Origin of the sequence: Thalassovita sp., from assembly GCF_963691685.1 — a bacterium.
Classification (GTDB): domain Bacteria; phylum Pseudomonadota; class Alphaproteobacteria; order Rhodobacterales; family Rhodobacteraceae; genus Thalassobius.
Genome location: NZ_OY829290.1, coordinates 521,848 through 545,162, shown reverse-complemented (window position 1 = coordinate 545,162; position 23,315 = coordinate 521,848). Strand labels below are relative to the sequence as shown.

29 protein-coding genes and 1 pseudogene are annotated in these 23,315 nt (G+C 60.5%); 13 read left to right on the top strand and 17 right to left on the bottom strand.

Features of this window, described 5'->3' with window-relative positions; genetic code table 11:
• The first annotated feature begins 12 nt into the window (after window positions 1-12).
• Both ACORLH_RS02620 and ACORLH_RS02615 read left to right on the top strand, forming a co-directional pair.
• Window positions 13-471, top strand: a complete 459-nt coding sequence (locus ACORLH_RS02620) for an NUDIX hydrolase (RefSeq protein WP_321831056.1) — start codon at window positions 13-15, stop codon at window positions 469-471.
• Window positions 472-557: 86 nt separating this feature from the next.
• A complete protein-coding gene (locus ACORLH_RS02615; protein ID WP_321831055.1) occupies window positions 558-2,036 on the top strand; it encodes an inorganic phosphate transporter in 1,479 nt (492 codons plus the stop codon).
• 151 nt (window positions 2,037-2,187) lie between these two features.
• On the opposite strand, the gene ACORLH_RS02610 is transcribed toward ACORLH_RS02615, so the two are convergent.
• On the bottom strand, window positions 2,188-2,769 hold the full coding sequence (locus ACORLH_RS02610) for a GcrA family cell cycle regulator (protein ID WP_321831054.1): 582 nt from the start codon (window positions 2,767-2,769) through the stop codon (window positions 2,188-2,190).
• Between the two features lie 176 nt (window positions 2,770-2,945).
• On the opposite strand from ACORLH_RS02610, the gene ACORLH_RS02605 reads away from it, so the two are divergent.
• Window positions 2,946-3,782, top strand: coding sequence for an ABC transporter permease (locus ACORLH_RS02605; protein ID WP_321831053.1), 837 nt, complete (start codon window positions 2,946-2,948; stop codon window positions 3,780-3,782).
• A 9-nt stretch (window positions 3,783-3,791) separates the two neighbouring features.
• Here ACORLH_RS02605 and ACORLH_RS02600 read toward each other — a convergent pair.
• Window positions 3,792-4,714 (bottom strand): annotated as a pseudogene (locus ACORLH_RS02600) (DMT family transporter).
• Window positions 4,715-5,057: 343 nt separating this feature from the next.
• Here ACORLH_RS02600 and ACORLH_RS02595 point away from each other — a divergent pair.
• From ACORLH_RS02595 to ACORLH_RS02580, 4 genes are all read left to right on the top strand, one after another.
• Window positions 5,058-6,227, top strand: a complete 1,170-nt coding sequence (locus tag ACORLH_RS02595; protein ID WP_321831052.1) for an aspartate aminotransferase family protein — start codon at window positions 5,058-5,060, stop codon at window positions 6,225-6,227.
• An 86-nt stretch (window positions 6,228-6,313) separates the two neighbouring features.
• Window positions 6,314-7,240, top strand: coding sequence for an ornithine carbamoyltransferase (gene argF / locus ACORLH_RS02590; RefSeq protein WP_321831051.1), 927 nt, complete (start codon window positions 6,314-6,316; stop codon window positions 7,238-7,240).
• 212 nt (window positions 7,241-7,452) lie between these two features.
• On the top strand, window positions 7,453-7,911 hold the full coding sequence (locus tag ACORLH_RS02585; protein WP_321831050.1) for a lytic transglycosylase domain-containing protein: 459 nt from the start codon (window positions 7,453-7,455) through the stop codon (window positions 7,909-7,911).
• Window positions 7,912-7,997: 86 nt separating this feature from the next.
• The gene (locus ACORLH_RS02580) at window positions 7,998-8,357 is read left to right on the top strand and encodes a hypothetical protein (protein ID WP_321831049.1); all 360 of its coding nucleotides are present in this window, start codon (window positions 7,998-8,000) and stop codon (window positions 8,355-8,357) included.
• Between the two features lie 72 nt (window positions 8,358-8,429).
• On the opposite strand, the gene ACORLH_RS02575 is transcribed toward ACORLH_RS02580, so the two are convergent.
• The gene (locus ACORLH_RS02575; RefSeq protein ID WP_321831048.1) at window positions 8,430-10,373 is read right to left on the bottom strand and encodes an AsmA family protein; all 1,944 of its coding nucleotides are present in this window, start codon (window positions 10,371-10,373) and stop codon (window positions 8,430-8,432) included.
• 134 nt (window positions 10,374-10,507) lie between these two features.
• Between ACORLH_RS02575 and rimO the strand changes: the two genes are divergently transcribed.
• On the top strand, window positions 10,508-11,884 hold the full coding sequence (rimO, locus tag ACORLH_RS02570) for a 30S ribosomal protein S12 methylthiotransferase RimO (RefSeq protein ID WP_321831047.1): 1,377 nt from the start codon (window positions 10,508-10,510) through the stop codon (window positions 11,882-11,884).
• Here rimO and ACORLH_RS02565 read toward each other — a convergent pair.
• The 9 genes from ACORLH_RS02565 to ACORLH_RS02525 form a co-directional block, all read right to left on the bottom strand.
• Window positions 11,881-12,747 carry a hypothetical protein gene (locus ACORLH_RS02565; protein WP_321831046.1) on the bottom strand — a complete coding sequence of 289 codons (867 nt, stop codon included), beginning with the start codon at window positions 12,745-12,747 and terminating at the stop codon, window positions 11,881-11,883. The genes rimO and ACORLH_RS02565 overlap by 4 nt on opposite strands.
• A gap of 48 nt (window positions 12,748-12,795) precedes the next feature.
• Window positions 12,796-13,221 carry a hypothetical protein gene (locus ACORLH_RS02560; RefSeq protein WP_321831045.1) on the bottom strand — a complete coding sequence of 142 codons (426 nt, stop codon included), beginning with the start codon at window positions 13,219-13,221 and terminating at the stop codon, window positions 12,796-12,798.
• A gap of 192 nt (window positions 13,222-13,413) precedes the next feature.
• Window positions 13,414-13,764 (bottom strand): diacylglycerol kinase, encoded by a 351-nt coding sequence (locus ACORLH_RS02555; RefSeq protein WP_321831044.1) that lies wholly within the window; start codon window positions 13,762-13,764, stop codon window positions 13,414-13,416.
• Between the two features lie 277 nt (window positions 13,765-14,041).
• Window positions 14,042-14,311: a DUF6455 family protein gene (locus ACORLH_RS02550; RefSeq protein WP_321831042.1), complete on the bottom strand. Its 270-nt coding sequence runs from the start codon at window positions 14,309-14,311 to the stop codon at window positions 14,042-14,044.
• 35 nt (window positions 14,312-14,346) lie between these two features.
• Window positions 14,347-14,607, bottom strand: coding sequence for a DUF6455 family protein (locus tag ACORLH_RS02545; protein WP_321831041.1), 261 nt, complete (start codon window positions 14,605-14,607; stop codon window positions 14,347-14,349).
• A gap of 1 nt (window position 14,608) precedes the next feature.
• Window positions 14,609-14,908 carry a DUF6455 family protein gene (locus ACORLH_RS02540; protein WP_321831039.1) on the bottom strand — a complete coding sequence of 100 codons (300 nt, stop codon included), beginning with the start codon at window positions 14,906-14,908 and terminating at the stop codon, window positions 14,609-14,611.
• 95 nt (window positions 14,909-15,003) lie between these two features.
• Complete coding sequence (locus tag ACORLH_RS02535; protein WP_321831038.1) at window positions 15,004-15,285, bottom strand: DUF6455 family protein; 282 nt, start codon at window positions 15,283-15,285, stop codon at window positions 15,004-15,006.
• A gap of 89 nt (window positions 15,286-15,374) precedes the next feature.
• Window positions 15,375-15,734 carry a YigZ family protein gene (locus ACORLH_RS02530; protein ID WP_321831037.1) on the bottom strand — a complete coding sequence of 120 codons (360 nt, stop codon included), beginning with the start codon at window positions 15,732-15,734 and terminating at the stop codon, window positions 15,375-15,377.
• A gap of 20 nt (window positions 15,735-15,754) precedes the next feature.
• Window positions 15,755-16,444 carry a M48 family metallopeptidase gene (locus tag ACORLH_RS02525; RefSeq protein ID WP_321831036.1) on the bottom strand — a complete coding sequence of 230 codons (690 nt, stop codon included), beginning with the start codon at window positions 16,442-16,444 and terminating at the stop codon, window positions 15,755-15,757.
• Window positions 16,445-16,548: 104 nt separating this feature from the next.
• On the opposite strand from ACORLH_RS02525, the gene ACORLH_RS02520 reads away from it, so the two are divergent.
• Window positions 16,549-16,797 (top strand): hypothetical protein, encoded by a 249-nt coding sequence (locus ACORLH_RS02520; protein WP_321831035.1) that lies wholly within the window; start codon window positions 16,549-16,551, stop codon window positions 16,795-16,797.
• A 7-nt stretch (window positions 16,798-16,804) separates the two neighbouring features.
• Here ACORLH_RS02520 and ACORLH_RS02515 read toward each other — a convergent pair whose 3' ends face one another.
• On the bottom strand, window positions 16,805-17,059 hold the full coding sequence (locus tag ACORLH_RS02515; RefSeq protein WP_321831034.1) for a DUF167 domain-containing protein: 255 nt from the start codon (window positions 17,057-17,059) through the stop codon (window positions 16,805-16,807).
• A gap of 82 nt (window positions 17,060-17,141) precedes the next feature.
• Here ACORLH_RS02515 and ACORLH_RS02510 point away from each other — a divergent pair, with 82 nt between their 5' ends.
• From ACORLH_RS02510 to ACORLH_RS02500, 3 genes are all read left to right on the top strand, one after another.
• Window positions 17,142-18,275, top strand: a complete 1,134-nt coding sequence (locus tag ACORLH_RS02510) for a class II histone deacetylase (protein ID WP_321831033.1) — start codon at window positions 17,142-17,144, stop codon at window positions 18,273-18,275.
• A gap of 64 nt (window positions 18,276-18,339) precedes the next feature.
• Complete coding sequence (locus tag ACORLH_RS02505; protein ID WP_321831032.1) at window positions 18,340-18,948, top strand: nitroreductase; 609 nt, start codon at window positions 18,340-18,342, stop codon at window positions 18,946-18,948.
• Window positions 18,945-19,634 carry an EI24 domain-containing protein gene (locus ACORLH_RS02500; protein ID WP_321832761.1) on the top strand — a complete coding sequence of 230 codons (690 nt, stop codon included), beginning with the start codon at window positions 18,945-18,947 and terminating at the stop codon, window positions 19,632-19,634. The genes ACORLH_RS02505 and ACORLH_RS02500 overlap by 4 nt, the downstream gene beginning before the upstream one ends.
• 78 nt (window positions 19,635-19,712) lie before the next feature.
• Here the strand turns inward: ACORLH_RS02500 and ACORLH_RS02495 are convergent, their stop codons facing one another.
• The gene (locus ACORLH_RS02495; protein ID WP_058243373.1) at window positions 19,713-19,994 is read right to left on the bottom strand and encodes a DUF1467 family protein; all 282 of its coding nucleotides are present in this window, start codon (window positions 19,992-19,994) and stop codon (window positions 19,713-19,715) included.
• Window positions 19,994-20,398, bottom strand: a complete 405-nt coding sequence (gene mce, locus ACORLH_RS02490; RefSeq protein ID WP_058243374.1) for a methylmalonyl-CoA epimerase — start codon at window positions 20,396-20,398, stop codon at window positions 19,994-19,996. Before mce ends, ACORLH_RS02495 begins: the two co-directional genes overlap by 1 nt.
• Before the next feature lie 146 nt (window positions 20,399-20,544).
• On the opposite strand from mce, the gene ACORLH_RS02485 reads away from it, so the two are divergent.
• Window positions 20,545-21,261 carry a response regulator gene (locus ACORLH_RS02485; protein WP_321831028.1) on the top strand — a complete coding sequence of 239 codons (717 nt, stop codon included), beginning with the start codon at window positions 20,545-20,547 and terminating at the stop codon, window positions 21,259-21,261.
• Here ACORLH_RS02485 and ACORLH_RS02480 read toward each other — a convergent pair.
• Together ACORLH_RS02480 and ACORLH_RS02475 are read right to left on the bottom strand one after the other, a co-directional pair.
• Window positions 21,258-21,956 carry a GNAT family protein gene (locus ACORLH_RS02480; RefSeq protein WP_321831027.1) on the bottom strand — a complete coding sequence of 233 codons (699 nt, stop codon included), beginning with the start codon at window positions 21,954-21,956 and terminating at the stop codon, window positions 21,258-21,260. The two genes, ACORLH_RS02485 and ACORLH_RS02480, sit on opposite strands and share 4 nt — an antisense overlap.
• Before the next feature lie 120 nt (window positions 21,957-22,076).
• Window positions 22,077-23,312, bottom strand: a complete 1,236-nt coding sequence (locus ACORLH_RS02475) for a DUF1501 domain-containing protein (protein ID WP_321831026.1) — start codon at window positions 23,310-23,312, stop codon at window positions 22,077-22,079.
• Window positions 23,313-23,315: the final 3 nt, after the last annotated feature.

Below are 23,315 nucleotides of genomic sequence, written 5' to 3'. Positions count from 1 at the left end.
AGCCGCAAATTGATGCAGAAGACCGTGCGTAAAGCCTGGACCGAGTTTATCCAACCGCTTCTTTATCGCCCGCCCCAGGTACAGGTGGCGGCGCTGCCGGTGCGCGGCAAAGGCAAAGACAAAGAAGTGCTGCTGATCACCTCCCGCGGGACCGGGCGCTGGATCATCCCGAAGGGCTGGCCGATGACCGGCAAGACCGATGCCGAAGCAGCGGCACAGGAAGCCTGGGAAGAGGCGGGAATCAAGGCCCGCAAAGTCTCCCCCGCGCCGATCGGCAGCTACCGTTATGCCAAATCCGGCGCCGGCGGTATCGTCACCCCGATGCAGGCGATGGTTTACCTTTTGAAGGTGGACACGCTGGCCAAGAAATACCCCGAAGTCTCTGAACGCAAACGCAAATGGTTCTCCCCCAAGGAGGCGGCGCAGCGGGTCGATGAAATGGGGCTGAAAGATCTGCTGTTGAAGCTGTAACAGTTTTTCAAAGTTTTTATGACAAAAACCTTGAGTTTAGAGCGCGTGCGCTCTAGGCCGCAGGCAAATTTTGCAAGGTGGATGTCATGGCCGACAAACCGACTGGTAAGAACTGGAAGACGCTCGATAAGGATCTCGGGCGGATCAGCCAATTTGAAAACGCAGCAAGCTATGTCTCGCGCCCGATGGTCGCACCGGGCATCGCGCTGATCTTTATCGTGCTTGCCGGTCTGGCGGCAGGGATCTTCTTTGGTGGTGCCTCAGGCTCAGCCATTGTGGTGGTTGCAGCCATCTTTGGCGCCTATATGGCGATCAACATCGGTGCCAACGATGTGGCCAACAACATGGGCCCTGCGGTGGGTGCAAATGCGCTGACCATGGGCGGTGCGATCCTGATCGCGGCCATCTTTGAAAGCGCCGGTGCGCTGCTGGCAGGTGGCGATGTGGTTTCCACCATCTCCAAAGGGATCATCGATCCGGCCGGGATCGCGGACAGCAGCATCTTTATCTGGGCGATGATGGCGGCGCTGGTGTCGTCTGCGCTTTGGGTCAACCTGGCAACCTGGGTTGGCGCGCCGGTTTCGACCACCCATTCGGTTGTTGGGGGTGTGATGGGTGCAGGGATTGCGGCGGCCGGCATGGCGGCTGTGAACTGGCCCACCATGGGCAAGATCGCCGCCAGCTGGGTCATCTCGCCTGTCTTGGGCGGTGTCATTGCAGCGATGTTCCTGGCCTTCATCAAAAACCGGATCGTTTACCAGGAAGACAAGATCGCCGCCGCGCGCCGCTGGGTGCCGCTGCTGATTGCGATCATGGCCGCAGCCTTTGCCGCCTATCTGTCGCTGAAGGGTCTGAAAAAGATCATCAAGATCGACATCACCACCGCGCTGATGATTGGTGTCGCGGTTGGGGCCGCCTCTTACTTCATCTCAAAGCCGCTGATCGCCAAACAGTCCGAAGGGCTAGAAAACCGCAATAAATCGCTGAAAGTGCTGTTCTCGATGCCTCTGGTCTTCTCGGCGGCGATGCTGTCATTTGCCCATGGCGCCAACGATGTGGCCAATGCTGTTGGTCCGCTGGCCGCCATTGTCCACGCGACCGAGTTTGGTGATTTCGCCGCCAAGGTGGCCATCCCCAGCTGGGTCATGGTGATCGGGGCCTTCGGGATCTCCTTCGGTCTGTTCCTGTTTGGCCCCAAGCTGATCCGCATGGTCGGCAGCCAGATCACCAAGCTGAACCCGATGCGCGCCTACTGTGTGGCGCTCTCGGCAGCGATCACGGTGATTGTGGCCAGCTGGCTGGGTCTGCCGGTCAGCTCCACCCACATTGCAGTGGGTGGTGTCTTTGGCGTGGGCTTTTACCGCGAATGGCACACCGAGCGCCGTCGTCGCCAGAACCTGGCCACCAAAGCCATCAAACCGGTGACAGCCGAGGAGCGCCGTCGCCGCAAGCTGGTGCGCCGCTCGCACTTCATGACCATTGTTGCGGCATGGGTCATCACCGTGCCTGCAGCCGCCGCCATGTCGGCAGTGATCTTCACGCTGCTGCACGCGGTGGCCGGCTAACGGTCGCCACAGCAACACGACAAACGACAAGACGATCGGGCGGCCTGCGGGTCGCCCTTTTCTTTGGCTGGATCACAGGGCGGCACAATCGGCCAAAAGAAAACGCCCCACACCAGAGGTGCAGGGCGTTGTCCTAATATCGTCCTGTCGCTTAACGGCGACGATCGCGGCGCGATGACATCGGCTGGAACGCCACACCCACATGCGCTTCGCAATAGGGTTTGCCGGACTGCACCGGCAGACCACAGAACCAGAAGTCATCGGTGGCCGGATCCCCCACGGGCCATTTGCAGGTCCGCTCGGTCAGCTCCAGCAGGCTGAGCTTCTTCGATTTCTTTTCGACCTCATTCACCTTGGCCAGCGCTTCGGGGCTGATCTCATTGGCGGAGGGTTGCGGCGGCAGCGGCTGGCCGGCAGGAATGATCGCCTTGCGCGCCGGGCTGACCGCCGGGCGCGGCGCCGGGGCGGCAGCAGGCTCTGGCGCGGGGGTGGCGGCCTCTTTCACCTTAGGCTTTGCCGCCTCTTTCTTGGCGGCAGGTTTGGCCTTGGCTTCGGTCTTCGACGAATCGGTTGAGCCGCCACCGCTGGAACGGTTGGACAGACCCAAACGATGCACCTTGCCGATGACCGCATTTCGGGTCACGCCGCCCAATTCTTTGGCGATCTGGCTTGCCGATTGGCCTTCGCCCCACATTTTCTTCAGAAGTTCGACGCGTTCGTCGGTCCAGGACATGCCGGTTTCCTTCGGTAAAAAGCGGCCCGTGGAATCGAGCCGCCCTGAAATTCTTGATCAGCCCCTATTCTAGCCAACAGGGGCTGAGTTACAAGGCGTCGAATCGGGCTGTGCAGAGGCGTGGCTGCGACAGCACATTGAGACAGGCCCAAGGGCCGGACAGAGGAATGCAGATCATGAGCCAGACCAGCGACAGCACAACCGTTGCCAACAGCAGCCTCGCCAATATGGGGGATCGCCGCTTTGGCCGGTTCAACTGGCTGGGCATGGTGACCTTGGCCCGGCGGGAGATCCTGCGGTTTCTGGTGGTCTGGACACAAACCCTGCTGGCACCGCTGACCACGGCCGCGCTGTTTCTGATGATCTTCTCAGTGGCGATCGGTCAGACACGGGGTGAGGTTATGGGCCTGCCGTTCACCCATTTCATTGCCCCCGGCATCCTGATGATGACTGTGATCCAGAACGCTTTTGCCAACACCTCCTCCTCGATTGTGATCGCCAAGGTGCAGGGCAATATCGTTGATACGCTGATGCCCCCCCTGTCCCCGCTGGAGCTGGTGCTGGGCTACCTGGCCGGGGCCGTAGCACGCGGGGTGATTGTGGCGCTGTTGTTGAGCGCCGGGCTGGTGCTGTTCCTTGGCATCGTGCCGGCCCATCCGCTGCTGGCCCTGGCCTTCGTCATTCTTGGCGCGGCGCTCTTGGGGTCAATCGGCATGGTGGCCGGGATCTATTCCAACAAGTTTGACCAGATGGCGGCGATCACCAATTTCATCGTGACGCCTTTGGCCTTCCTCTCGGGCACCTTCTATTCGGTGCAGGCCCTTCCGCCGGTGATTGCCGATATGACCCGTTTCAACCCGATCTTCTACCTGATCGACGGGGTGCGCTTTGGCGTGCTTGGCGTGTCTGACAGCGCCCCAATGCTGGCGCTCACCGTTTCGGCGCTGGTGACACTGGCGATTTCCGCGCTGGCCTGGGCCCTGTTCCGCAGCGGCTACCGGTTGAAGGACTGACGCCGACGCTCAAGCCTTCTGGCGTGTGGCAAGCCCTGCCTCGCGCCAGGCCAGCAATGCGGCGCCGCTGACGATGATCCCTGCCCCCAGATAGGAAATCAGATCGGGCAACTGGGCAAAGACCACCCAGTCATAAAGCGTGGCAAACACCAGCGTGGCATAGGCAAAAGGTGCAACAAAACTGGCCTCAGCCCGCGCCACCGCGTTGATGAAACAGGCCTGCGCCAGCGCCATGCAGATCCCAAGGCTGGCCAGCACCGCCCATTGCGCCAAACTGGGCCCCTGCCAGAAAGCAATGACCGCGATCGTTGCGATCACCACCCCGATGGCATTGTTGATCAAGAGGATCTGCAGCGGCGGCTCACGCCCGGCCAGCTTCTTGATGAAGATCAGCTCAAACCCCATCGCCACCGCCGCCGCCAGCGCCACCAAGGCCGCCAGCTGAAAGCTTTCCGGCGTGGGGCGCAGCAGCACCATCGCCCCAATCAACGCAATGCCCGCCGCCGCCCAGCGCACCGGGCCCACCCGTTCCCCCAGAAAAGGGATCGCCAGCATCATGGCAAAGACCGGGTTCAGAAAGCTGATCGCAGTGGCATCGCTGAGCGGGATATAGGCCGCCGCCGCAAACATGCAGGTGGCCCCAGCCAGCCGAAAAACGTCCGCCCCAGATGCAGCCCCCAGGCAGGGCGGCGGATTTTCAACCGCATCACTGAGGCCACGCAAGCATAGAACAGAAAGGCAAAGACAAACCGCCCGTGGCTGACCTGCAGCGGATGCAGCGGATCGCCCAGCGCGTCGGTGCCCAGCGCCTTGGCCATCAAGGTGGTGCCCGCGATAAACGCCGTGGCCGACAGCATCAGCACAACGGCAAGGCGCGGGTTTGCAGCAGGGGGTTTGGAAACGTGTTCGGAGGGGGCAACAACATCGGACATGCCTCAGCTATCGGCCAGAGTTGCCTTTCCTACAAGCCCCAAACCGCCGCCAAAATGACTAGCGCGCCACGAAAACAGCGCAAATTGCCAAGCCTGATAAAAAACGCTTTGCATTTTGAAAATTCCTGCCTATGCAGACGCCATGTTCAAACGACGCCATATCCTGACCAGCCGACGCCGACGCCGTAGCGCCTGACGTCCGCCCTGCTGTGTGCGCCCCGTAGAAGTACTGTGCACAGACTGTTTGAACCGCTGCAATCGCAGCAAAACCACCCGAAATTGTTGACACCCCTGCCCCGTAATGCATCTTCGGGGCTTCCCAAGGAACAAGGATGATCCAATCATGATCGCTTCCGTCTTGCCGACCTATTCCCGTGCCCCCCTGACCTTTGTCAAAGGCGAAGGCTCCTGGCTGATTGAGGCAGATGGCCGACGTTTCCTGGATCTGGGCGCAGGCATTGCGGTGAACGCCCTGGGCCACGCCCATCCGGCCTTGGTTGAGGTGCTGAGCACCCAGGCCGAGACCCTCTGGCATGTCTCCAACCTTTATAACATCCCGCAACAACAGGCGCTGGCCGATCAACTGGTTGAACACAGCTTTGCCGATACGGTGTTTTTCACCAATTCCGGCACCGAAAGCTGTGAACTGGCGGTCAAAATGGCGCGGAAATACTGGTTTGAAAAAGGCCAGCCCGAAAAGGTTGAGATCCTGACCTTCGAAGGCTCCTTCCACGGCCGCTCCTCCGCCGGTATCGCTGCGGCAGGGTCGGAAAAGATGACCAAAGGCTTCGGCCCCATCCTGGGTGGTTTCAAATCCCTGCCCTGGGGCGATCTGGACGCGGTGACCGCCGCCATCGGCCCGCAAACCGCGGCCATCATGGTGGAACCGGTACAGGGCGAAGGCGGCATTCGCCCAATGGCGGACGCCGATCTGAAGGCGCTGCGCCAAATCGCCGACGAAAACGACCTGCTGCTGATCCTTGATGAGGTACAATGTGGGGTCGGCCGGACCGGCAAACTGTTTGCCCATGAATGGGCCGGCATCACCCCTGACATCATGATGGTCGCCAAAGGCATCGGCGGCGGCTTCCCGCTGGGCGCCGTGCTGGCCCGCGAAGAGGCTGCCAGCGGCATGACCGCGGGCACCCACGGCTCGACCTATGGCGGCAACCCGCTGGCCTGCGCTGTCGGCGGTAAGGTGATCGAGATCGTCTCGGATCCGGAGTTTCTGGACGCCGTGCGCGCCAAATCGGGCCTCTTGCGGCAAAAGCTGGAAGGGCTGATCGCCGACAACCCCGAGGTCTTTGAAGAGGTGCGCGGCACCGGGCTGATGCTGGGCCTCAAATGCAAGGCAACCAATATGGATGTGGTCAACGCAGGCTACGCCCATGAGGTCATCACCGTGCCCGCCGCCGACAATGTGATCCGCCTGTTGCCGCCCCTCACCATCACCGAGGCCGAAATTGACGCCGCCATCACCCGTCTGGATGCCGCCGCCAAATCACTCAGCTGAGTCACCGTTTCCAAAATACTCCGGGGGAGTCGCGCATCGCGCGGCGGGGGCAGCGCCCCCACCCCGCCCTCCAGAAAGCAAAACCCATGAACCATTTCCTCGATATTCACAAAACCGCGCCCGAAGATTTGCGGGCCATGATCGACAATGCCCGCAGCATCAAAGAAGCGCGCAACGGCAAACCCAAAGGCACCCCGGATGCCGATCAACCGCTGGCCGGTCACATGGTGGCACTTATCTTTGAAAAGCCCTCCACCCGGACCCGCGTCAGCTTTGACGTGGGCGTGCGGCAGATGGGCGGCGAGACCATGGTGCTCTCCGGCGCGGATATGCAGCTGGGGCATGGCGAAACCATTGCCGACACCGCCCGCGTACTCAGCCGCTATGTCGATCTGATCATGATCCGCACCTTCGAAGAGCAGACGCTCTTGGAAATGGCCGAATATGCCTCGGTCCCGGTGATCAACGGGCTGACCGACCGCACCCACCCCTGCCAGATCATGGCGGACGTGCTGACCTACGAAGAACACCGCGGCCCGATCAAAGGCAAAAAGGTGGTCTGGTGCGGCGATGGCAACAATGTCTTTGCCTCCTTCGCCCATGCGGCCGGCCAGTTTGGCTTTGACCTCACCTTTGCCGGACCTGAGACATTGGATCCCGAAATGGTCTTCGTCGAAGAGGCCCGCGCCAAAGGCTCCAAGGTTGAAATCATGCGCGATCCCATTGCCGCCGTGCAGGGCGCCGATCTGGTTGTCACCGACACCTGGGTCAGCATGCATGATCCGCAATCCGCCCGCGAACGCCGCCACAACCAGCTGCGCCCCTATCAGGTCAACGAGGAGCTGATGAGCCACGCAAAATCGGATGCGCTGTTCATGCACTGCCTGCCGGCGCACCGCGATGATGAGGCCACCAGCGCCGTGATGGACGGGCCGCATTCGGTGATCTTTGATGAAGCTGAAAACCGCCTGCACGCGCAGAAGGCAGTAATGCGCTGGTGTCTGGGCAAGTAAGCCCCTAACACCGGAATGCTTGGCCTCCTGCCCTAAGGCAAAAGGGGCTTTGCCCCTCTACAGCCCTCTATGAGGGCCGTATTCACCCCAGAGTATTTCGAAAACGATGAAACGCCCTCGGCAGGAAACGGCCGGGGGCGTTTTGCCATCTGGGACTGGCGGCGGGCCTTGGCTAAGCTGGCCCCAGTCTGGCCGCGTTGGAGGGTCCTGTGATGCGTTATTCCCGTCGTTTCTTTGTCCTATCCGGGCTGATGCTGGCCGCCTGTGGCCGCCGCCGCGCGCCGGAGCCAGTGGAACCACCGCTTTATCCCAATGAGACGCCTGAAATCCGGGCGCTGATCAACCAATATGCCGACCTCTATGAGGTGCCCCGCACCCTTGTTCACCGGGTGGTGCAACGCGAAAGCATGTATCGGCCCGGCGCGCGCAATGGCCCCTATTGGGGGATGATGCAGATCCTGCCTGCCACCGCGCGCTCCATGGGGTTTCGCGGCCAGCCCAGCGACCTGCTGGATGCGGAAACCAATCTGAAATACGCGGTGAAATATCTGCGCGGTGCCTGGCTGGTGTCTGACGGCGATGAGCCCACCGCGGTCATGTGGTACGCCCGCGGCTACTACTACGAGGCCAAGCGTCGTGGGATGCTATATGAGACGGGTCTGCGCACCTAGGCACAGTGCAGCCAAGCTGATTGACACTTAAGGACGTCCTGATTACCAAAAAGCCACCTTAAATTGAATATCAATCAGGATTTCCAATGTTCAAGCGATTTAGCCTTATCACACCTGTCCTCCTGCTCGCGGCCTGTGGTGCGACGTCCTCCAGCAACCCTGAAATGTTCTCCTTCTTTGCCAGCGAAAGCGGCATCAAAGGCAGCTACAACGCGGCCACCTATAGCCAAGCGCATGTACGCGCGCGGGTGGCGGGCCTGGCCTGCAAATCCGGCAAGCTGGCGTCGTACTCCGAAACAAACAAGGACGGAATCGTAAATTTTGACAGCGCTTGTGTGGGCCCGCAAAGCTATGAGGAAAGCACTGCGTTCACCGTAAATGATGTGCAGAAAACCGGCCATATCACCACATCGATGGACGGCCAACTGATCCAAAAGAAGCTGTGATTTAACACGCTCCCAACCGCCGCGCCCGACCAGACTGATTTGGTCTGATCGGGCGTGTACCCTGACCGCGCATCAGCGCAAGAGCTTGCCAAGCCCTTTCAGCAGCTCATCTTCCAGCGTGCGTTTGGCGGCATCTTCCAGGCTTTCACCTTCTTCCTGTTTGATGCCCAGCTCTTTCTTCACCTTGTTTTCCAACTCGGCCTTGGCTTTGGCTTTTTCCTCTTTCAGGTTCAGATCCACAGCCTTTTCCAGATCCGGCCAGACCTTGGGCGCGGCCCAGGGGCCTTTGATCCGCACCGGGATCGCCAAGCCGCCCTGGCTTTCCAGACTGCCCAGCTGCGGCGTGAAGAGGTAATCGATGTCCTGTTTGCCAAGCCCCACCCGGCCTTTGCCGGTGGCGGTGACCACGGGCAACTGCAACAGCAGATCGGGGTTTTGCAGATCGCCGTTTTCCATCGTGAAACTGGCTGAGAGCTGATCAAACACGGTGGTGCCGCCAGTGGCCAGACCCTGCCGCATCAGACTGTCCAGATCGATGCCCTCAATGGTGCCACGCCCCATATGGATGTGCCCGTCACCCGACAGGGAATTCATGATCTGATGCAGGCTTTCCCCCACACCCAAATAAGCGACGCGGGCTTCGGCCTGACCGGTGAAACGGGTCACCCCCACCAGATCCCCCAGCAAGGTTTTCATCTCCACACCGCTGGCCTGCACATCGCCGCCAACGCTCAGCCCGTTGCGATTGTTGGCCACCACCTGACCGGCAAAGCCCCCGCCATAGCCCTGCAACTCATTCAGTTTGACCACAAGGCGCGCCCGATCCAGCGTCGCCCGCACGTCCAGCGTTTGCAGACTCAAACCCGCCACCGATAGGGATGGTGCCGTAAGCGAAATATCCGCGTTCAACAGATGCAGGGCAGAGGCATCAATCGGCGCTTTGGACCAGCCCGTCTGAACAGGGGTGTCCGTTGTTGCGGTGCCGGTATCGCCAGAGCTGAGGCCATTCAGATCCAGCGCCGAAGCCGCCAGCCGGGCGGTCAGATAGGGACGCTGCTGGGCCAGATCCAGATCCAGATCCAGCCCGCCGTTGATCTGATGCTGATCCAGCGTCAACTGCATTTCCCGCAGGCTCAACTGCAATGCCTCGGTCAGGGTCACCTCTGCCGACAGACCAGCCGCCCGGCCCAGGCCCTGCGGCAATGCGATCCCCGGCAGACCCGCAGCCGCCAAAGCGGCACTGGTGTCCGGGCTGTCCAGGGTAATCCGCCCCTGCACCTGCAGCGGCATCCCAACCTGACCTGTAAACGCGGCCTTGCTGCCGCCCAGCTGGGCCGTGGCCGCAACATCGGTGATATGCCCCTCAATCAGCGCGGCCAGATCGCTGACGTCCCCCGTGAGGCTCACCGCCTCCGCCCCATTCGGGCGCAGGCTCAGCGCGAATTCTGCAACGCCGCGATAGACCGGCCAGCTGAGATCCAGTGAGATATCGCGGAAGGTCATATCGCTGCCCGCCGCATGATCCAGATAGCGCAGTTGCCCGCCTGAGATCAGCGCCCGGTCCAGTGACAGCGCCAGCGCGTTATCCGCCCCCGCAGCCGGGGCCGACTGCCCCGAGGGGCTGACCCCATCCACGCCGATTTCCCAATTGGCGCGGCCATCAGCGTGGCGTTCCATCAGGATCTGCGGTGACAACAGCTCCAACCCGGTGATCTTGATATCGCCCTGCAGCAGCGCCGCCAGATCCACACCGATCTTCAACGCCTCAGCCCGCAACAGCGGACCGGCTTGCGACCAATCTGCATTGGCAATCTCAACCGCGCCGGTGCGGGCGCCAAGGATCGGGTAATAGCTAAGCTGCACCTCCCCGTTCAGACGCACCTGCCGGCCGGTCTGCGCCTCAATCTGATCCAGCGCCACCCGGGCAATCCGTTCCCCCGGCAACAGCAACAGCCCAGCCACCGCCAGCACAGCCAACAGCCCCAGCATCACCACAACACGCAACAACCACCGCATTCTCGGTCCCCCTACCGTCTTTGTGCCAAGGTTAGGCGAGCCGCCGCCGCAGAACAACAAAGCAAGGGGCGCCACGGCGCTTTTTGGCGCAAAAGCCTTTGCCACAGTCGCATCGCTCTACTATATGCCGCCTCATGACCAGCAATCCGCCAGATCTACGCCCCGACCTCGCCCCCCGTGCCCAGTTCAGCGACACGCCCCGTGACGGCCAGCCGACCATCGGCATGGTCTCGCTTGGTTGTCCGAAGGCACTGGTCGACAGTGAGCGGATCCTGACTCGGCTGCGGGCCGAGGGTTATGGCATCTCACCGCAATACGCGGGCGCCGATGCGGTGATTGTGAACACCTGTGGTTTCCTGGACAGCGCCAAGGCCGAAAGCCTGGAAGCCATCGGTGAAGCACTGAACGAAAACGGCAAGGTCATCGTCACCGGCTGTCTGGGGGCGGAGCCTGAATACATCACCGGCGTGCATCCCAAAGTGCTGGCCGTCACTGGCCCCCATCAATACGAACAAGTGCTGGATGCGGTGCATGGCGCGGTGCCGCCCAGCCCCGATCCCTTTGTCGATCTGCTGCCGGCCTCCGGCGTCAGCCTGACCCCGCGCCACTACAGCTACCTGAAGATCTCCGAGGGCTGTAACCACAAGTGCAAATTCTGCATCATCCCCGATATGCGCGGCAAGCTGGTGTCGCGCCCGGCCTTTGCGGTGATGCGTGAGGCTGAGAAGCTGGTGGAAAACGGCGTCAAGGAACTGCTGGTCATCTCGCAGGATACCTCGGCCTATGGGCTGGACCGCAAACATGAGACGGAGCGGGGCTATCGCAGCCACATCACCGATCTGGCGCGCGATCTCGGCTCACTCGGGGCGTGGGTGCGCCTGCATTACATCTACCCCTACCCCCATGTGCGCGAAATCATCCCGCTGATGGCCGAGGGGCTGGTGCTGCCCTATATGGACATCCCGTTCCAGCACGCCCATCCCGACACGCTGAAGCGTATGGCGCGCCCCGCGGCCGCCGAACGGACGCTGGACCGGATCGCTGAATGGCGCTCAATCTGCCCTGAGATCACCCTGCGCTCGACCTTCATCGTCGGCTACCCCGGTGAGACCGAGGCAGAGTTCCAGACCCTGCTGGACTGGATGGATGAGGCACAGTTGGATCGCGTTGGCTGTTTCCAGTACGAAAACGTCGAAGGCGCCCGCTCCGCCGCGCTGCCCGATCATGTGCCGGATGAGGTCAAGCAGGAGCGTTGGGAACGCTTCATGGAAAAGGCACAAGCCATTTCCGAGGCCAAACTGGCCGCCAAAGTGGGCCAGGTGATGGATGTGATCGTCGATGACATCGACGCAGACGGCATCGCCACCTGCCGCACCAAAGCCGACGCCCCCGAGATTGACGGCAACCTGTTCATCGACGAAGGCACCGAAGGCCTGTCCGTCGGGGACATCGTCAGCGTCGAGGTGGATGAAGCTGGCGAATATGATTTGTGGGGTCAGCTGAAACGCTAGGGCCGGTGCGGCCCTAGCGTTTCAGCTAGATCCTCCTCTGTATCAAACGCATCCGGCTTTATTCGTGGAGCGGGGCGGCGCCATGCCGCCAAGTTCTGACCAATATCCCGGTAGAATTCTGGTACGTTCTTTTCGAGGTCAACGATGAAGTTGGCTTGTTGAGTAAAGCGTGCACCGAGGCGTTTAGCTAAGAAAATCCGAAAACTCACCACCTGCAGGCCTGACTTCCCCTCTTCACAAATCGAGGGGTTTGCCATCAAGTCCGCTAACGCGTGTTGAGTTGTTTCACTCCTTCCGGGCCATCGACATTGCACAAAGAGGTCAGCCCCATGCTCATCCTTAATTTGGCGGAGCAACCAGTTTATTCGGGCTTTCGAAGACTTCTTATCCTCAGGTGCTCGAAGGGTCATTCCAACTTCGATTGTCCGGCGATTTAGATCGGCTTTAACGGCCAAAGGCGCGGCAGCATCGGGAATATCGAACTGAACCTGCAAACAATGCGTATCTCGCAAAGCGCCGAGTTCTTCTTTAATTCGAAGGGCAGGATCTACTGCGTGCTTGCGACTGAGCCGCTGATGAACACTTGTTTCGGTCTGTCGGCTCAAGATCAACGAAAGATCGCGAGTTTCCTGATGCCATGCCTCAACCGTTGCAATTGCTTCAACTGATTTAGCGGGAATAGTCCCCCCGGCGGAAACAAGCCGGTTGAGCTCTGCCCATTCAGGGGGCATTCGCTCGAACCCTTTTATCCCGGCACTTTCATGTGTCAAAAATCTACAAAGCTCCTCCAAGAGAATTTCTTGGTCTCGATCTTCCACATCATCATTTCTTAACAGCAGGTCCGCCTGAGTAAAAATTGACATCCAGGACCAATGGAAAACCGGTATTTTTGATCGACTTTTGCGAAGCTCCTATAATGGATGATTTTGCGCCGTTGTGGCAAATTGGTTGGAGATAGTGATTACACAATCAATCCCATTCTCTTTCGCAATTCGGCGGTAGTTTTCTACCTGCTCAATTGACAGTGCGGCGTTGCCCACCTTTGCCTCGACCAAAGCGCGCCATTCGCGTGATCCCGTTCTAACAACAATTAGTCCGTCCGGTCTTTCTTTTGGTGCATTAGCCTCATTTGCGAAAACCACTTCGGTGAAACAAGTTACTTTTGAGCGCACCCCAATCCGCTGCCCTAATGTCGCCAAAAGTGATGCACCAAGCTCATTAACACGACTGAGACACGCCAAAACAATTGACGTTGTTCTCCCCTCTTTGGAGGTATTGGACAGTACCGGAAAAAGCCGAGCGCGCTCGCCTTGAATCAAATAATCAGGCCGTTCCATGAATATCTCCTCAAATAAATGAGGAAAAATTGGCGCGATCCGAACTGAATTGTCAATTAAAGAGTGTATTCACTGCCAGAAATTGAACCCTTGATTTCGCGCCTGACCCTGGGTGGGTGCGAAGCGCCCTCCCGTGGGGAGGGTCGGGCGCTGCCAAATCTTTGATTTGGTTTTCAAGTCAGTAACGGGGTATCACCCCCAGAGCACCACCACCCAGGCGACACCGGCGGCAATGCCGGTGACGGCAACCGCGGCGGAGCCTGCGTCTTTGGCTTGTTTGGCCAGCTCATGCTGGTCCAGCGAGATGTAGTCGACCACCCGTTCAATCGCTGAATTCATCAGCTCCATCGCCAGCACCAGAATGCCCAGCGACAGGATCAGCGCGCGTTCGCCAGGGCTCAGCGGCAGGGTGAAGGCCAGCGCGGCCGAGGCCAGATTGGCCCAGATCCAGCTGCGGAAACTGTGTTCAGTGCGCCAGCTGTCGAGCCATCCGGCCCAGCTCCAGATGCAGCGCAGTTTCAGGCGATGTAGAAAGTCAGTCATTGGTCCTCCGGTCCGTTTTCTTGAACCGAAGGCTCCGTTGCGTCAAGGGTGAAGGCCTACGGGTTTTAGGCGGATTTTCAGGGCGCCGCGCGACGGAACCTGTGATCGGCCCCGTATAAGCCCCTGTTCCGGATGCAGATGGGGCGTTAGCCCAACCCGCAGCCGGGGCGCAGGGCGGGGCATATTCACATCCCCTACTGCACCTACCCGCCCTGCTCTATTCTCTGAGGGGATGAAAACCCAACGCCGCCTTGCCTCACCAAAGCGGCGTCTTGGGTCAACCCTGTTTTTCGGTGTCTTTTGCCAGCCGTTGCAACATCTCTTTGTTGCGGCAATAGTCTGGCGCGGCATCGGCCTGATGCGCCCGCTCAACCCAGGCACGACAAGCGCCATCATTGGGACATTCGGCACAGCGCATCAGCGCATGACGGTATTCTGCTGCGGCATAGGGGCTGCGGTCCATCCGATCCGCCCAATCTATCCCTAATCGCTGCGCAAGGCGCGGCATCAGGTCCACATTGCGGACCAGTCGATCGAAGAAGCTCATATTGGGGTCCTTATCTGAGTTTCTTGTGGTGAAGGTTAGTGCCGTAATCGGTTGAAGATTGCGGCGTTGAGACAGTGATCCGGCGCCTCAGGGGCGCAGGTGCTTTGGGCCAGCCAGGCCTGACAGGCACCAACATGCGGGCATTGGCGGCACCGGGTCACCATCGCGGCATAGGACTGCGGCGAGAGCAGATCATCGGCCATCGCCTCGCTCAGGTTCACGCCAAGCCTGCGCGCCATGGAACGGGTCAGCCAGAAATGAGTCTCGGGCGAGCCAAGCGGAAAGATCTTGCCCATGTCACTGCCCCCGATCGGAGGCTGCATCCTCCGGGTTCAGCGCCCGGCGCACCTCAGAAAACCGATCCCCGTTGAGGCAGAACGACGGTGCCTCGACCCGTCCCCCCGACTGCTCTGCCGTCGCCAGCCAGCGGGTACAGCGCTCAGGTTCGCTGCAACTGCGGCAGCGTGTGACCATCGCGGCCCATTCCGGTTGACGCAGCTGACCCGCCTCACGCGCGGTTGCCAGATCCGTCTTGGTTGCCTTGGCCATGCGTTTGGCCAGCCAGAAATGTCGCTTAAACCGTCCTAGGGGTTTCATTGCCTTGCCCTCCTGTGATCAGCCGGAGCTTATACAGTCAGGGCGGGGTCTTCTTTGACCCGCATCAACCAAGACGCAGGTTGCGCTGGCCTGCATCAGTCCTGCGGCAGCTTGCCCAGCACCCGCTGGATCCGCAGGAAGGTGGCATTGCGGCAATAGCCCGGCGGCAGATCTTCCTGGCCGGGGGTGGCGTGCTCCAGCCAGACCTTGCAGGCACCGGGCCCAGCGCAGCCTTTGCAACGTTCAATCGACTGGCTCAGATCTTCGAGCTTCAACCGTCCGGACAGAAGTTCTTTTTCAAGGTTAACGCCCATGGCATCCGCCATGTGGTGGAAAAGAGCCGTATGGTTCTTTTCAGGGGTGCTATCACTCTGCATCGGGGGCCTCTCTGCAGCTATGGTGAGAGGTCCTTAACTAATGAACAGATCTTAAGGGGGCTTTGATCCAGATCAACTAATGCAGGTATTCAGTTTCTTAAAAGCTCTTCCAAATAGGCATTTACACAGGTCTGCACATGGCGAAACCGGTCGCCGCCCAGATGTTTTCCGCCATACCAGCGTGTCACCACCACGATATGGTCACGCAGGTCTTCGCGTTCCAGCATACGTAGAATCACATTGCCCGCGCCGCTTTCGCCATCATCGCCTTTGCGCTGCGTCCCATCGCCCTGCAGCATCGCCCAGGTGTTATGGGTCGCCTTGGCGTATTTCTTGGCGCGTTTCAGCTGTTTTAGGAAGGCAGCCACCTCAGCCTCATTGCGCACCACCCCGCCCGAAACCGCATAGCGTGAGCCGCGGTCGCTGACGACATTTTCAATTTGCAGCATGATCTTCTTGGCCCGCCTCGTTACATCGCAGCCGCGGCTTTGCGCACGGTGGCCAGACGGTCCGCATTGGGCGGATGGGTGCCAAGGAACTGGTTGCCGGGATCAGGCAGGCGGTTAAAGAACTCGGCCCCGCGCACCGCGTCATAGCCCGCTTTCAGCGTGATGATCGTGCCCAAAGCATCCGCTTCCAGTTCAAAATCCTTGGAGTAGCGTCGCGCGCCCAGGATTGCGCCAAGCTCTTGAGCTTCTTCAACTTCTTTGGCATTGCCCCCCTGCATGGAGACCAATCCCCCCATGATCGCCGCGCCCTGCAGTGCGCTTTGGGTCTGCTTTTCCAAATGGCCCGCAATATGATGCGCCGCCTCATGGCCCATCACAAAAGCCAGTTCATCGGCGTTGCGCACGGAGCGGATAAGCGCAAGGTTGAAGGCAATGACCGGCTGGCCGCTGTCACTCAGGAATTGGTGGGCGTTGGGCGGCTGGTTGGGGCGATCATCGACAACAATCAGGAAGTCACAGTTGGACCCGAACGCACGGCGGCGGCATTCCCGCTCGGCCACAGGTTCCACCGTCTCCACCACGGCAACAAACTGCTGCGCTGCTGCGCGTGAGGGCACTTTTTCCAGCGATCCGTTCACGCCAGACACAGGTGCCACGGTACAGCCCGCCAGCGCCAGACCTGCCACCACTATCATTGCCCAAATACGCATAAACACCTCTCCTTCCCCACATATGTATCACTGTTTGGCAGCCTTACCAGTCTGAAGCCACAGCAAAACCTTGCGGAATGGGTTTAATCGCCTATCGTTGAGATATGTTTACGATCGAACACGATTTCGACGCCACCGTGGTGACACTGATTGATGAGGGCGACAGCCCCCTCCAAGAAGACATCACTATTCACGCTTTCCAGGAATGCGTCACGCTGGAACAGTATGATCCCCGCGATGATGAGGTGAAAAAGATCACCCTCTCACTGCATCAACTGCAGGAACTGGCCGCCGCGCTTGATCTGCCTGAAGGGGTCTACAAACTGCAGGGCAAAGGTACCAGCGCAGGCTGAGCCACGGCTAGCCGTCGATCTGAAAGACCTTATCGCGGCTGGTCTGGCCGCGGATCAATCGCAGCTTGCTTTTGGCCAGCCCCAATTCCTTGGCCAGCAGCTTCTGCACGGCGGCATTGGCTTTACCGTCTTCGGGCACGGCGGTCACATAGACACGCAGCTGCCCGCCGTCGATGACGATCCGGTTGCGCGCCGCTTTGGGGGTGACTTTCACACTCAGCTGGCCATCGCGCAGACATTGCCACAGATCGCTCTGGCCCATACACCTTCCCCTTGCAGCCATTGATGATGGACAACCCAATCCTCGCGCCAGATAGTGGCCCCCAAGTCAGGGAGAAGACAAGATGAGCACGGGATTTTTCTGGGATGAGCGGTGTTTCTGGCATGGCGTTGGCGACTATGCGCTGACCCTGCCCCTAGGTGGGGCAATGGGCGGCGATGTGCAGCCCCTCGCCGCGGGGGGATTGCCGGAAAATCCGGAAACGAAACGTCGCCTGAAAAATCTTATGGAGGTCACCGGGCTGATCGGGGATCTGAGTGTCCGCACTGCACCGGCCGCCACCACACAGGATCTGGCGCGGGTGCATCCGGAAAGCTACCTGCAAAGCTTCAAGACGATGTCGGATCAGGGTGGCGGCGAATTGGGCCTGCGCACCCCATTTCTGAAAGGTGGCTATGACATTGCCACCCTGTCTGCCGGTCTGGCCAAAACCGCCCTTGATGCGGTGCTGAAAGGCGAGCTGCGCAATGCCTATGCCCTGTCACGCCCGCCCGGGCACCATTGCCTGCCCGATTGGCCTAATGGCTTCTGCCTGCTCAATAATATTGGCATCGCGATTGAGGCCGCCCGCGCCGCAGGGCTGGCCAAACGGTTCGCCGTCGTCGATTGGGATGTGCATCACGGCAATGGCACCGAGGCGGTGTTTTATGACCGCGAGGATGTGCTGACGATCTCGCTCCATCAGGAATGGAACTACCCGCTGAACACTGGCGCGGTGACCGATCGCGGCACTGGTGCGGGCCTTGGCTATAACCTCAACGTGCCGCTGCCGCCCGGCGCGGGGCATACCGCCTATCTGGAAGCGATGGAGCAAATCACCCTGCCCGCGCTGGCCCAGTTTCAGCCTGACGTGATCATCGTCGCCTGCGGGTTTGATGCCTGCATCTTTGATCCACTGGCCCGCATGATGGCGACGCCGGAAACCTTCCGCCTGATGACCCGTCAGGTGATGCAGGCCGCCGATCAACTGTGTGACAGACGCCTCGTCTTGGTGCATGAAGGCGGCTATAGCGAGGCCTATGTGCCTTTCTGTGGTCACGCCGTGATGGAGGAGCTGTCAGGCTCTGACAAAACCGCCGTTGATCCCATGGCTGAGGCCGTGAAAATCCGCCAGCCATCAGACCGCATGAATGCCGTCTACAGCACGCTGATCCGTGAAATCGCTGCTGAACTGCTGCCCCTTGGCGCGCCAGCCTGATCCAAACCTTGACCCTTGCGCCCCGAGGTCCGACATAGGGGCAACGCCAGAACAGAGAGGCCCCATGCCTGACACCACCACACCTGTAATCAAACCGCTGGAAAAGGATGAGGCCGCGCTGGCCTTCCTGCTGAGCCGCCGCTCGCGCCCGGCAAAAACCCTTGTCACCCCGGTGCCCAGCCGCAATGAGCTGCTGCCGATGCTGACCGCCGCCGCCCGCACCCCGGACCATGGCAAGCTGGAACCCTGGCGTTTCATCGTGCTGGAAAAACCGGCGCTGGACCGTCTGGCCGGCGTTGCCCGCACCCGGGGGGAGGCGCTGGGGCTGGAGCCCGCACAGGTGCAAAAAGGCGTCGATCAATTTGCCAATGGCAACCTGGCCGTTGCGGTGATTAAGATCATCAAACCCAATGAAAAAGTGCCCGCCGTAGAAATCACCTATTCCGCGGGCGCCGCCTGCCTGCAGCTTTTGAATGCCGCGCTGGCCTCAGGCTGGGGCGCCAACTGGCTGTCCGGCTGGGCCAGCCATGACCGCGGCTTTTGCACCGAAGCATTGGGTCTGGCGGAAAATGAACGTATCGCCGGGCTGATCCATATCGGCACCGAAAAAGCCACCCCGCCGGAACGCCCGCGCCCAGATCTAGAGGCGATCACGACATGGCTTTCGGAATGATCTTTTCGTCTTTTTTCAGCACATTAGGCCAGCTGGACGATCCGCGCTTCCGGCGTGTTCTGGGCCTTGGCATTGTGCTGAGTATCCTCTTGCTGATCCTGGCCTATGTGGGGTTCCTGTGGTTCCTGCAGGCCATCCTAGGCGAAAGCAGTACCCTGCCGCTGGTGGGTGAGGTCACATGGATCAACGATCTGGCCACCTGGACCAGCCTGCTGTTGATGATCGTGCTGTCGGTGTTTCTGATGATCCCGGTGGCCTCTGCCATCACTTCGCTGTTTCTTGATGATGTGGCCCAGGCGGTGGAGGATAAGCACTACCGCCATCTGCCACCAGCGGTGAAGGTCCCCTTCGCCGAAGCGTTCAAAGATACCGTGAACTTCCTCGGTGTGCTGATCGCCGCCAATATCCTGGCCTTCATCCTCTATGCGATGTTTGCGCCGGTGGCGCTGTTCATCTTCTGGGGGTTGAACGGCTTCCTGTTGGGACGGGAATATTTCACCCTGGCGGCCATTCGCCGGGTCGGACGGGTGCGCGCCAAAGAGCTGCGGCGCAAACATCTGGGCACCATCTGGCTGGCCGGGACGCTGATGGCGGTGCCGCTGTCGATCCCGCTGATGAACCTGGCCATTCCGATCCTTGGGGCTGCGACCTTCACCCATATCTACCACAAGCTGACGCAGGCTTGATCGGCCGCGGACCTCAGTCCAGAAACAAAAAACGGCGCCTCACCCGGGCGCCGTTTTCGCATCTTCCCTTTGGGTGGATCAGCTCAGATCCGGCTGGCTCATCTTGTTGAACCAATCCAGATCGCGCACGGTGATCGTCTCAGTCAGGATAATCCCGGCGATGATCCCCCACAGAACGGCCGCAATCACGGTGGTGATCAGGGCCTTTTTCTTGAGGTTCGTCTCATAAGGTGCACCGGCATGAGTGCCGGGCACAATCTCCCCGACATCGCCTTGGGTTTTCAAACGGATCGGCAGGACGATGAAAAGCGTCATGAACCAGATCACTGCATAAAGGACGATTGCCGAGGTGGGGCCCATCAGACTTGCTCCAATTCTACGAGGCAGCCGTTGAAGTCCTTGGGATGCAGGAACAACACGGGCTTGCCATGGGCGCCAATCTTGGGCTCGCCAGAGCCCAGCACACGTGCGCCGGTTTCTTTCAGATGATCGCGGGCGGCGATGATATCATCCACTTCATAACACACATGGTGGATGCCGCCTGCAGGGTTTTTCTCCAGGAAGCCGTTGATCGGGCTGTCCTCGCCAAGCGGGTAGAGAAGTTCGATCTTGGTGTTTGGCAGTTCGATAAAGACAACGGTCACCCCGTGATCCGGTTCATCCTGCGGCGCGCCAACAGTGGCCCCCAAAGCATCACGATACTGCGCCGAGGCAGCTTCGAGGTCAGGCACGGCGATGGCGACATGGTTCAAACGCCCAATCATGGGGATCTCCTTTGGCTTGGCTTTTAAGTGGGGCTCTTATGCGCGGCGTCGAGGGGTCACGCAAGCGGCTAAGGGACGCAGCCGCGACGTTAACCTGCTCTTAGCCTGTTTGTTGTCATTGTAGACGGATCAGGAGGACAAGCGTCATGGACGACACTGAGCTTTTCAATACCGCCCGTTACCCGACCCCCGCCCGCCCGCTGCTGGGCATGACCCTGCTGGTGGTCGAAGACAGCCGTTTCACCAGCGAAGCACTGCGGCTGATGTGCCTGCACAGCGGCGCCCGCATCCGCCGCGCCGATACGCTGATCGCAGCAGAACGGCACCTGAAAGTCTATTGCCCCACCGTGATCCTGATCGATCTGGGCCTGCCGGATGGCAGCGGTCTGGATCTGATCCACCGCCTGTCCCGGCACAGCCCAAGGATTGAGGTTATTCTGGCAATCAGCGGCGATGACGGCATGGAAAGGCGCAGTCTGGAACAGGGCGCCGACGGGTTTCTGGCCAAACCGATCCTGTCGCTGGCCAGTTTTCAGGAAACTATCCTGCACCACCTGCCCGCAGCGCAGCGCCCGATGGATCCGCGTTTGGTCAATGAGGCTGAGATCACGCCGGACCCGATCAGCTACCATGAAGATCTGCAACACGCCGCCAGCCTGCTGGACGGGCGGCCGGATGAACGCACGCTGGACTATGTGGCGCAGTTTCTCACCGGTCTTGGCCGCAGCGCCAATGACGGTGCGGTGCGCGATGCTGGCCAAACGCTGGGCATCACCCGGATGCGCCGGGCCTCACCGGAAAAGGCATTGCTGGCCCTGCGGGGATTGCTGCAGCAACGGCTGGCTGCGGCACCACTGTTTTAAGGCAAAAGCGCCGGATCCCCGGTCACCCGCACCAGACGGGTCAGATCGGCCAGGCTCTCCTTCTGCTGACCGGCGGCGTCAAAATTGCCGGGATCCAGCCAAACCTCAAAGGCCTGCTGCAGCGCCGGCCATTCCTGATCGATGGCGGCAAACCAGGCGGTATCGCGGTTTTTGCCCTTCACGATCAAATGCTGGCGGAACACGCCCTCATAACTCAACCCCAACCGCTGCGCCGCCCGGCGTGAGCCGATGTTGCCCGCATCACATTTCCATTCGAAACGACGGTAGCCATTCTCAAAAGCCCACTTCAGAATGAGGTAAAAGGCCTCCGTCGCGGCGCGGGTTTTCTGCAGCTGCGGCGACAGGTTGATATGCCCCAATTCGATCGAGCCCAGCACCGGGAAAATCCTGAGGTAGGAGGCCACACCGCCATATTGCCCGGTTTCCAGATCCTTGATCGCATAGAAATGGGGATCGTCCTGCGCCGCCATCTCTTTGGCCCAGCGATGATAGGCGGCGGCCGAATGAAACGGGCCGTAAGGCAGGTAATCCCAGACCGCATCATGCCCCTCAAAGGCGCGGAACAACAGCGCCGCATGCGCCTCAGCCGAAAGCGGCTCCAACCGGGCATAGCGGCCCTGCAAGGGCATCTCACCGGGCGCAGGTGGGGCCTGCCATGTGCTAAGGTCTGTCATGTGCTGAGGTCTGTCATTGGGCTGTCCTTTGTCTGACGTCACGCTAACGAGACACCGGCCCAAAGGAAACCGCCAAACCCGCGCCTGCACGCGCTGGCGTTACCAGCAACCGCAAACTGGCTACAGCAGCAGATCCGGCGTGTCAGACATATCCAGACCGGGGAAAATGCTGCCCTCGATCACCGCCCGTTTCAGACCAAAAAGATCCCGCATGATCCGCCCGGCATAGGCCCGTACATCCCCCTTCGGCATCAGGTCGCGCCGGTCAAACAGATCCGCCTCAGACAGGCCGGGCCATTGCCCGTAGACCTTGCCGCCCCGCAGGGCGCCCCCCGCCAATAGCATCGCCCCGCCGGTGCCGTGATCGGTGCCTTTGGTGCCATTGACCCGCGCGGTGCGACCAAATTCGGTGACCGCCAGCACAGCGGTCTTCTGCCAGGTTGCGCCCAGACCGGCATGTAGCGACAGGATCGCCTGCGCCAGCTGATCCAGCGCCGAGTTTAGGCCGCGGGCCTGATTGCGATGGGTGTCCCAGCCACCAATGGAAAAGGCAGCGATCCGGGTGTCTTGCAGCAGCCGTTCAGCCGCGAAACCGGCGATCGCCTTGATCCCGGCGGGCCGCCCATTGGTCTGGCTGTCCATCACCATCCCCATATCCGGCGCCATATCGGCCAGGTCATCCGCCATGCCCGGATCCTTGCCCCCGCCAGTGATCAGCGCCTGCGCCTCCATAAAGGCATCGTGAAAGGCCGGATCATCATGCATCACCAGTTCCGCCAGCCGGGTGCCCTGTGGGCTGAGGGCCAGCGCGGTATCAGGCGACCAGTTCGCCACCTCCGCCGTGCCGCGCAACAGCAGCATGTTTTCATGCCCCACCGCAAAGGCCGTCTGCCCGCTAAGCCCCTGTTCTGCCTGCAACATCCGGTTCAGCCAGCCATCCCGTCCCCCCCGGGCCAGATCCGCAGTGCCTGCTTCCAGCAGGTCTTGACCGTCAAAATGGCTGCGTTTGTTGCGATAGGGGGTCGACACCGCATGCACAAATCCCAGCTGCTGGCGCTGCCACAGCGGCATCAACGGCGCCAAGGCAGGGTGCATGTGGTAAAACCCATCCAGATCCAAACCCGGCTGCGCCCCTTGCGTCAAACCAGCGCGCAACCCGGCATAGTGCGGATCCCCCGCCGGGCGCAGCACGTCCAGCCCATCCATGCCCCCGCGCAGGATAATGACCACCAGACGGTGATCCCAGGGCGCACTGGCCAGGGTGATCGGCGTGATCAACGGGCTGGCGGCGGCAGAACATCCCAGCAGGGTGGCGGCGCTTAAGACGCTACGGCGGCTCCAGTTTTTCTGGCTCATCTC

Coding starts and splice junctions, on each gene's coding strand:
- ACORLH_RS02620 (WP_321831056.1), top strand. CDS start 13: ATGCAGAAGACCGTGCGTAAAGCCTGGACCGAGTTTATCCAACCGCTT.
- ACORLH_RS02615 (WP_321831055.1), top strand. CDS start 558: ATGGCCGACAAACCGACTGGTAAGAACTGGAAGACGCTCGATAAGGAT.
- ACORLH_RS02610 (WP_321831054.1), bottom strand. CDS start 2,769: ATGTCCTGGACCGACGAACGCGTCGAACTTCTGAAGAAAATGTGGGGC.
- ACORLH_RS02605 (WP_321831053.1), top strand. CDS start 2,946: ATGAGCCAGACCAGCGACAGCACAACCGTTGCCAACAGCAGCCTCGCC.
- ACORLH_RS02595 (WP_321831052.1), top strand. CDS start 5,058: ATGATCGCTTCCGTCTTGCCGACCTATTCCCGTGCCCCCCTGACCTTT.
- argF (WP_321831051.1), top strand. CDS start 6,314: ATGAACCATTTCCTCGATATTCACAAAACCGCGCCCGAAGATTTGCGG.
- ACORLH_RS02585 (WP_321831050.1), top strand. CDS start 7,453: ATGCGTTATTCCCGTCGTTTCTTTGTCCTATCCGGGCTGATGCTGGCC.
- ACORLH_RS02580 (WP_321831049.1), top strand. CDS start 7,998: ATGTTCAAGCGATTTAGCCTTATCACACCTGTCCTCCTGCTCGCGGCC.
- ACORLH_RS02575 (WP_321831048.1), bottom strand. CDS start 10,373: ATGCGGTGGTTGTTGCGTGTTGTGGTGATGCTGGGGCTGTTGGCTGTG.
- rimO (WP_321831047.1), top strand. CDS start 10,508: ATGACCAGCAATCCGCCAGATCTACGCCCCGACCTCGCCCCCCGTGCC.
- ACORLH_RS02565 (WP_321831046.1), bottom strand. CDS start 12,747: ATGTCAATTTTTACTCAGGCGGACCTGCTGTTAAGAAATGATGATGTG.
- ACORLH_RS02560 (WP_321831045.1), bottom strand. CDS start 13,221: ATGGAACGGCCTGATTATTTGATTCAAGGCGAGCGCGCTCGGCTTTTT.
- ACORLH_RS02555 (WP_321831044.1), bottom strand. CDS start 13,764: ATGACTGACTTTCTACATCGCCTGAAACTGCGCTGCATCTGGAGCTGG.
- ACORLH_RS02550 (WP_321831042.1), bottom strand. CDS start 14,311: ATGAGCTTCTTCGATCGACTGGTCCGCAATGTGGACCTGATGCCGCGC.
- ACORLH_RS02545 (WP_321831041.1), bottom strand. CDS start 14,607: ATGGGCAAGATCTTTCCGCTTGGCTCGCCCGAGACTCATTTCTGGCTG.
- ACORLH_RS02540 (WP_321831039.1), bottom strand. CDS start 14,908: ATGAAACCCCTAGGACGGTTTAAGCGACATTTCTGGCTGGCCAAACGC.
- ACORLH_RS02535 (WP_321831038.1), bottom strand. CDS start 15,285: ATGCAGAGTGATAGCACCCCTGAAAAGAACCATACGGCTCTTTTCCAC.
- ACORLH_RS02530 (WP_321831037.1), bottom strand. CDS start 15,734: ATGCTGCAAATTGAAAATGTCGTCAGCGACCGCGGCTCACGCTATGCG.
- ACORLH_RS02525 (WP_321831036.1), bottom strand. CDS start 16,444: ATGCGTATTTGGGCAATGATAGTGGTGGCAGGTCTGGCGCTGGCGGGC.
- ACORLH_RS02520 (WP_321831035.1), top strand. CDS start 16,549: ATGTTTACGATCGAACACGATTTCGACGCCACCGTGGTGACACTGATT.
- ACORLH_RS02515 (WP_321831034.1), bottom strand. CDS start 17,059: ATGGGCCAGAGCGATCTGTGGCAATGTCTGCGCGATGGCCAGCTGAGT.
- ACORLH_RS02510 (WP_321831033.1), top strand. CDS start 17,142: ATGAGCACGGGATTTTTCTGGGATGAGCGGTGTTTCTGGCATGGCGTT.
- ACORLH_RS02505 (WP_321831032.1), top strand. CDS start 18,340: ATGCCTGACACCACCACACCTGTAATCAAACCGCTGGAAAAGGATGAG.
- ACORLH_RS02500 (WP_321832761.1), top strand. CDS start 18,945: ATGATCTTTTCGTCTTTTTTCAGCACATTAGGCCAGCTGGACGATCCG.
- ACORLH_RS02495 (WP_058243373.1), bottom strand. CDS start 19,994: ATGGGCCCCACCTCGGCAATCGTCCTTTATGCAGTGATCTGGTTCATG.
- mce (WP_058243374.1), bottom strand. CDS start 20,398: ATGATTGGGCGTTTGAACCATGTCGCCATCGCCGTGCCTGACCTCGAA.
- ACORLH_RS02485 (WP_321831028.1), top strand. CDS start 20,545: ATGGACGACACTGAGCTTTTCAATACCGCCCGTTACCCGACCCCCGCC.
- ACORLH_RS02480 (WP_321831027.1), bottom strand. CDS start 21,956: ATGACAGACCTTAGCACATGGCAGGCCCCACCTGCGCCCGGTGAGATG.
- ACORLH_RS02475 (WP_321831026.1), bottom strand. CDS start 23,312: ATGAGCCAGAAAAACTGGAGCCGCCGTAGCGTCTTAAGCGCCGCCACC.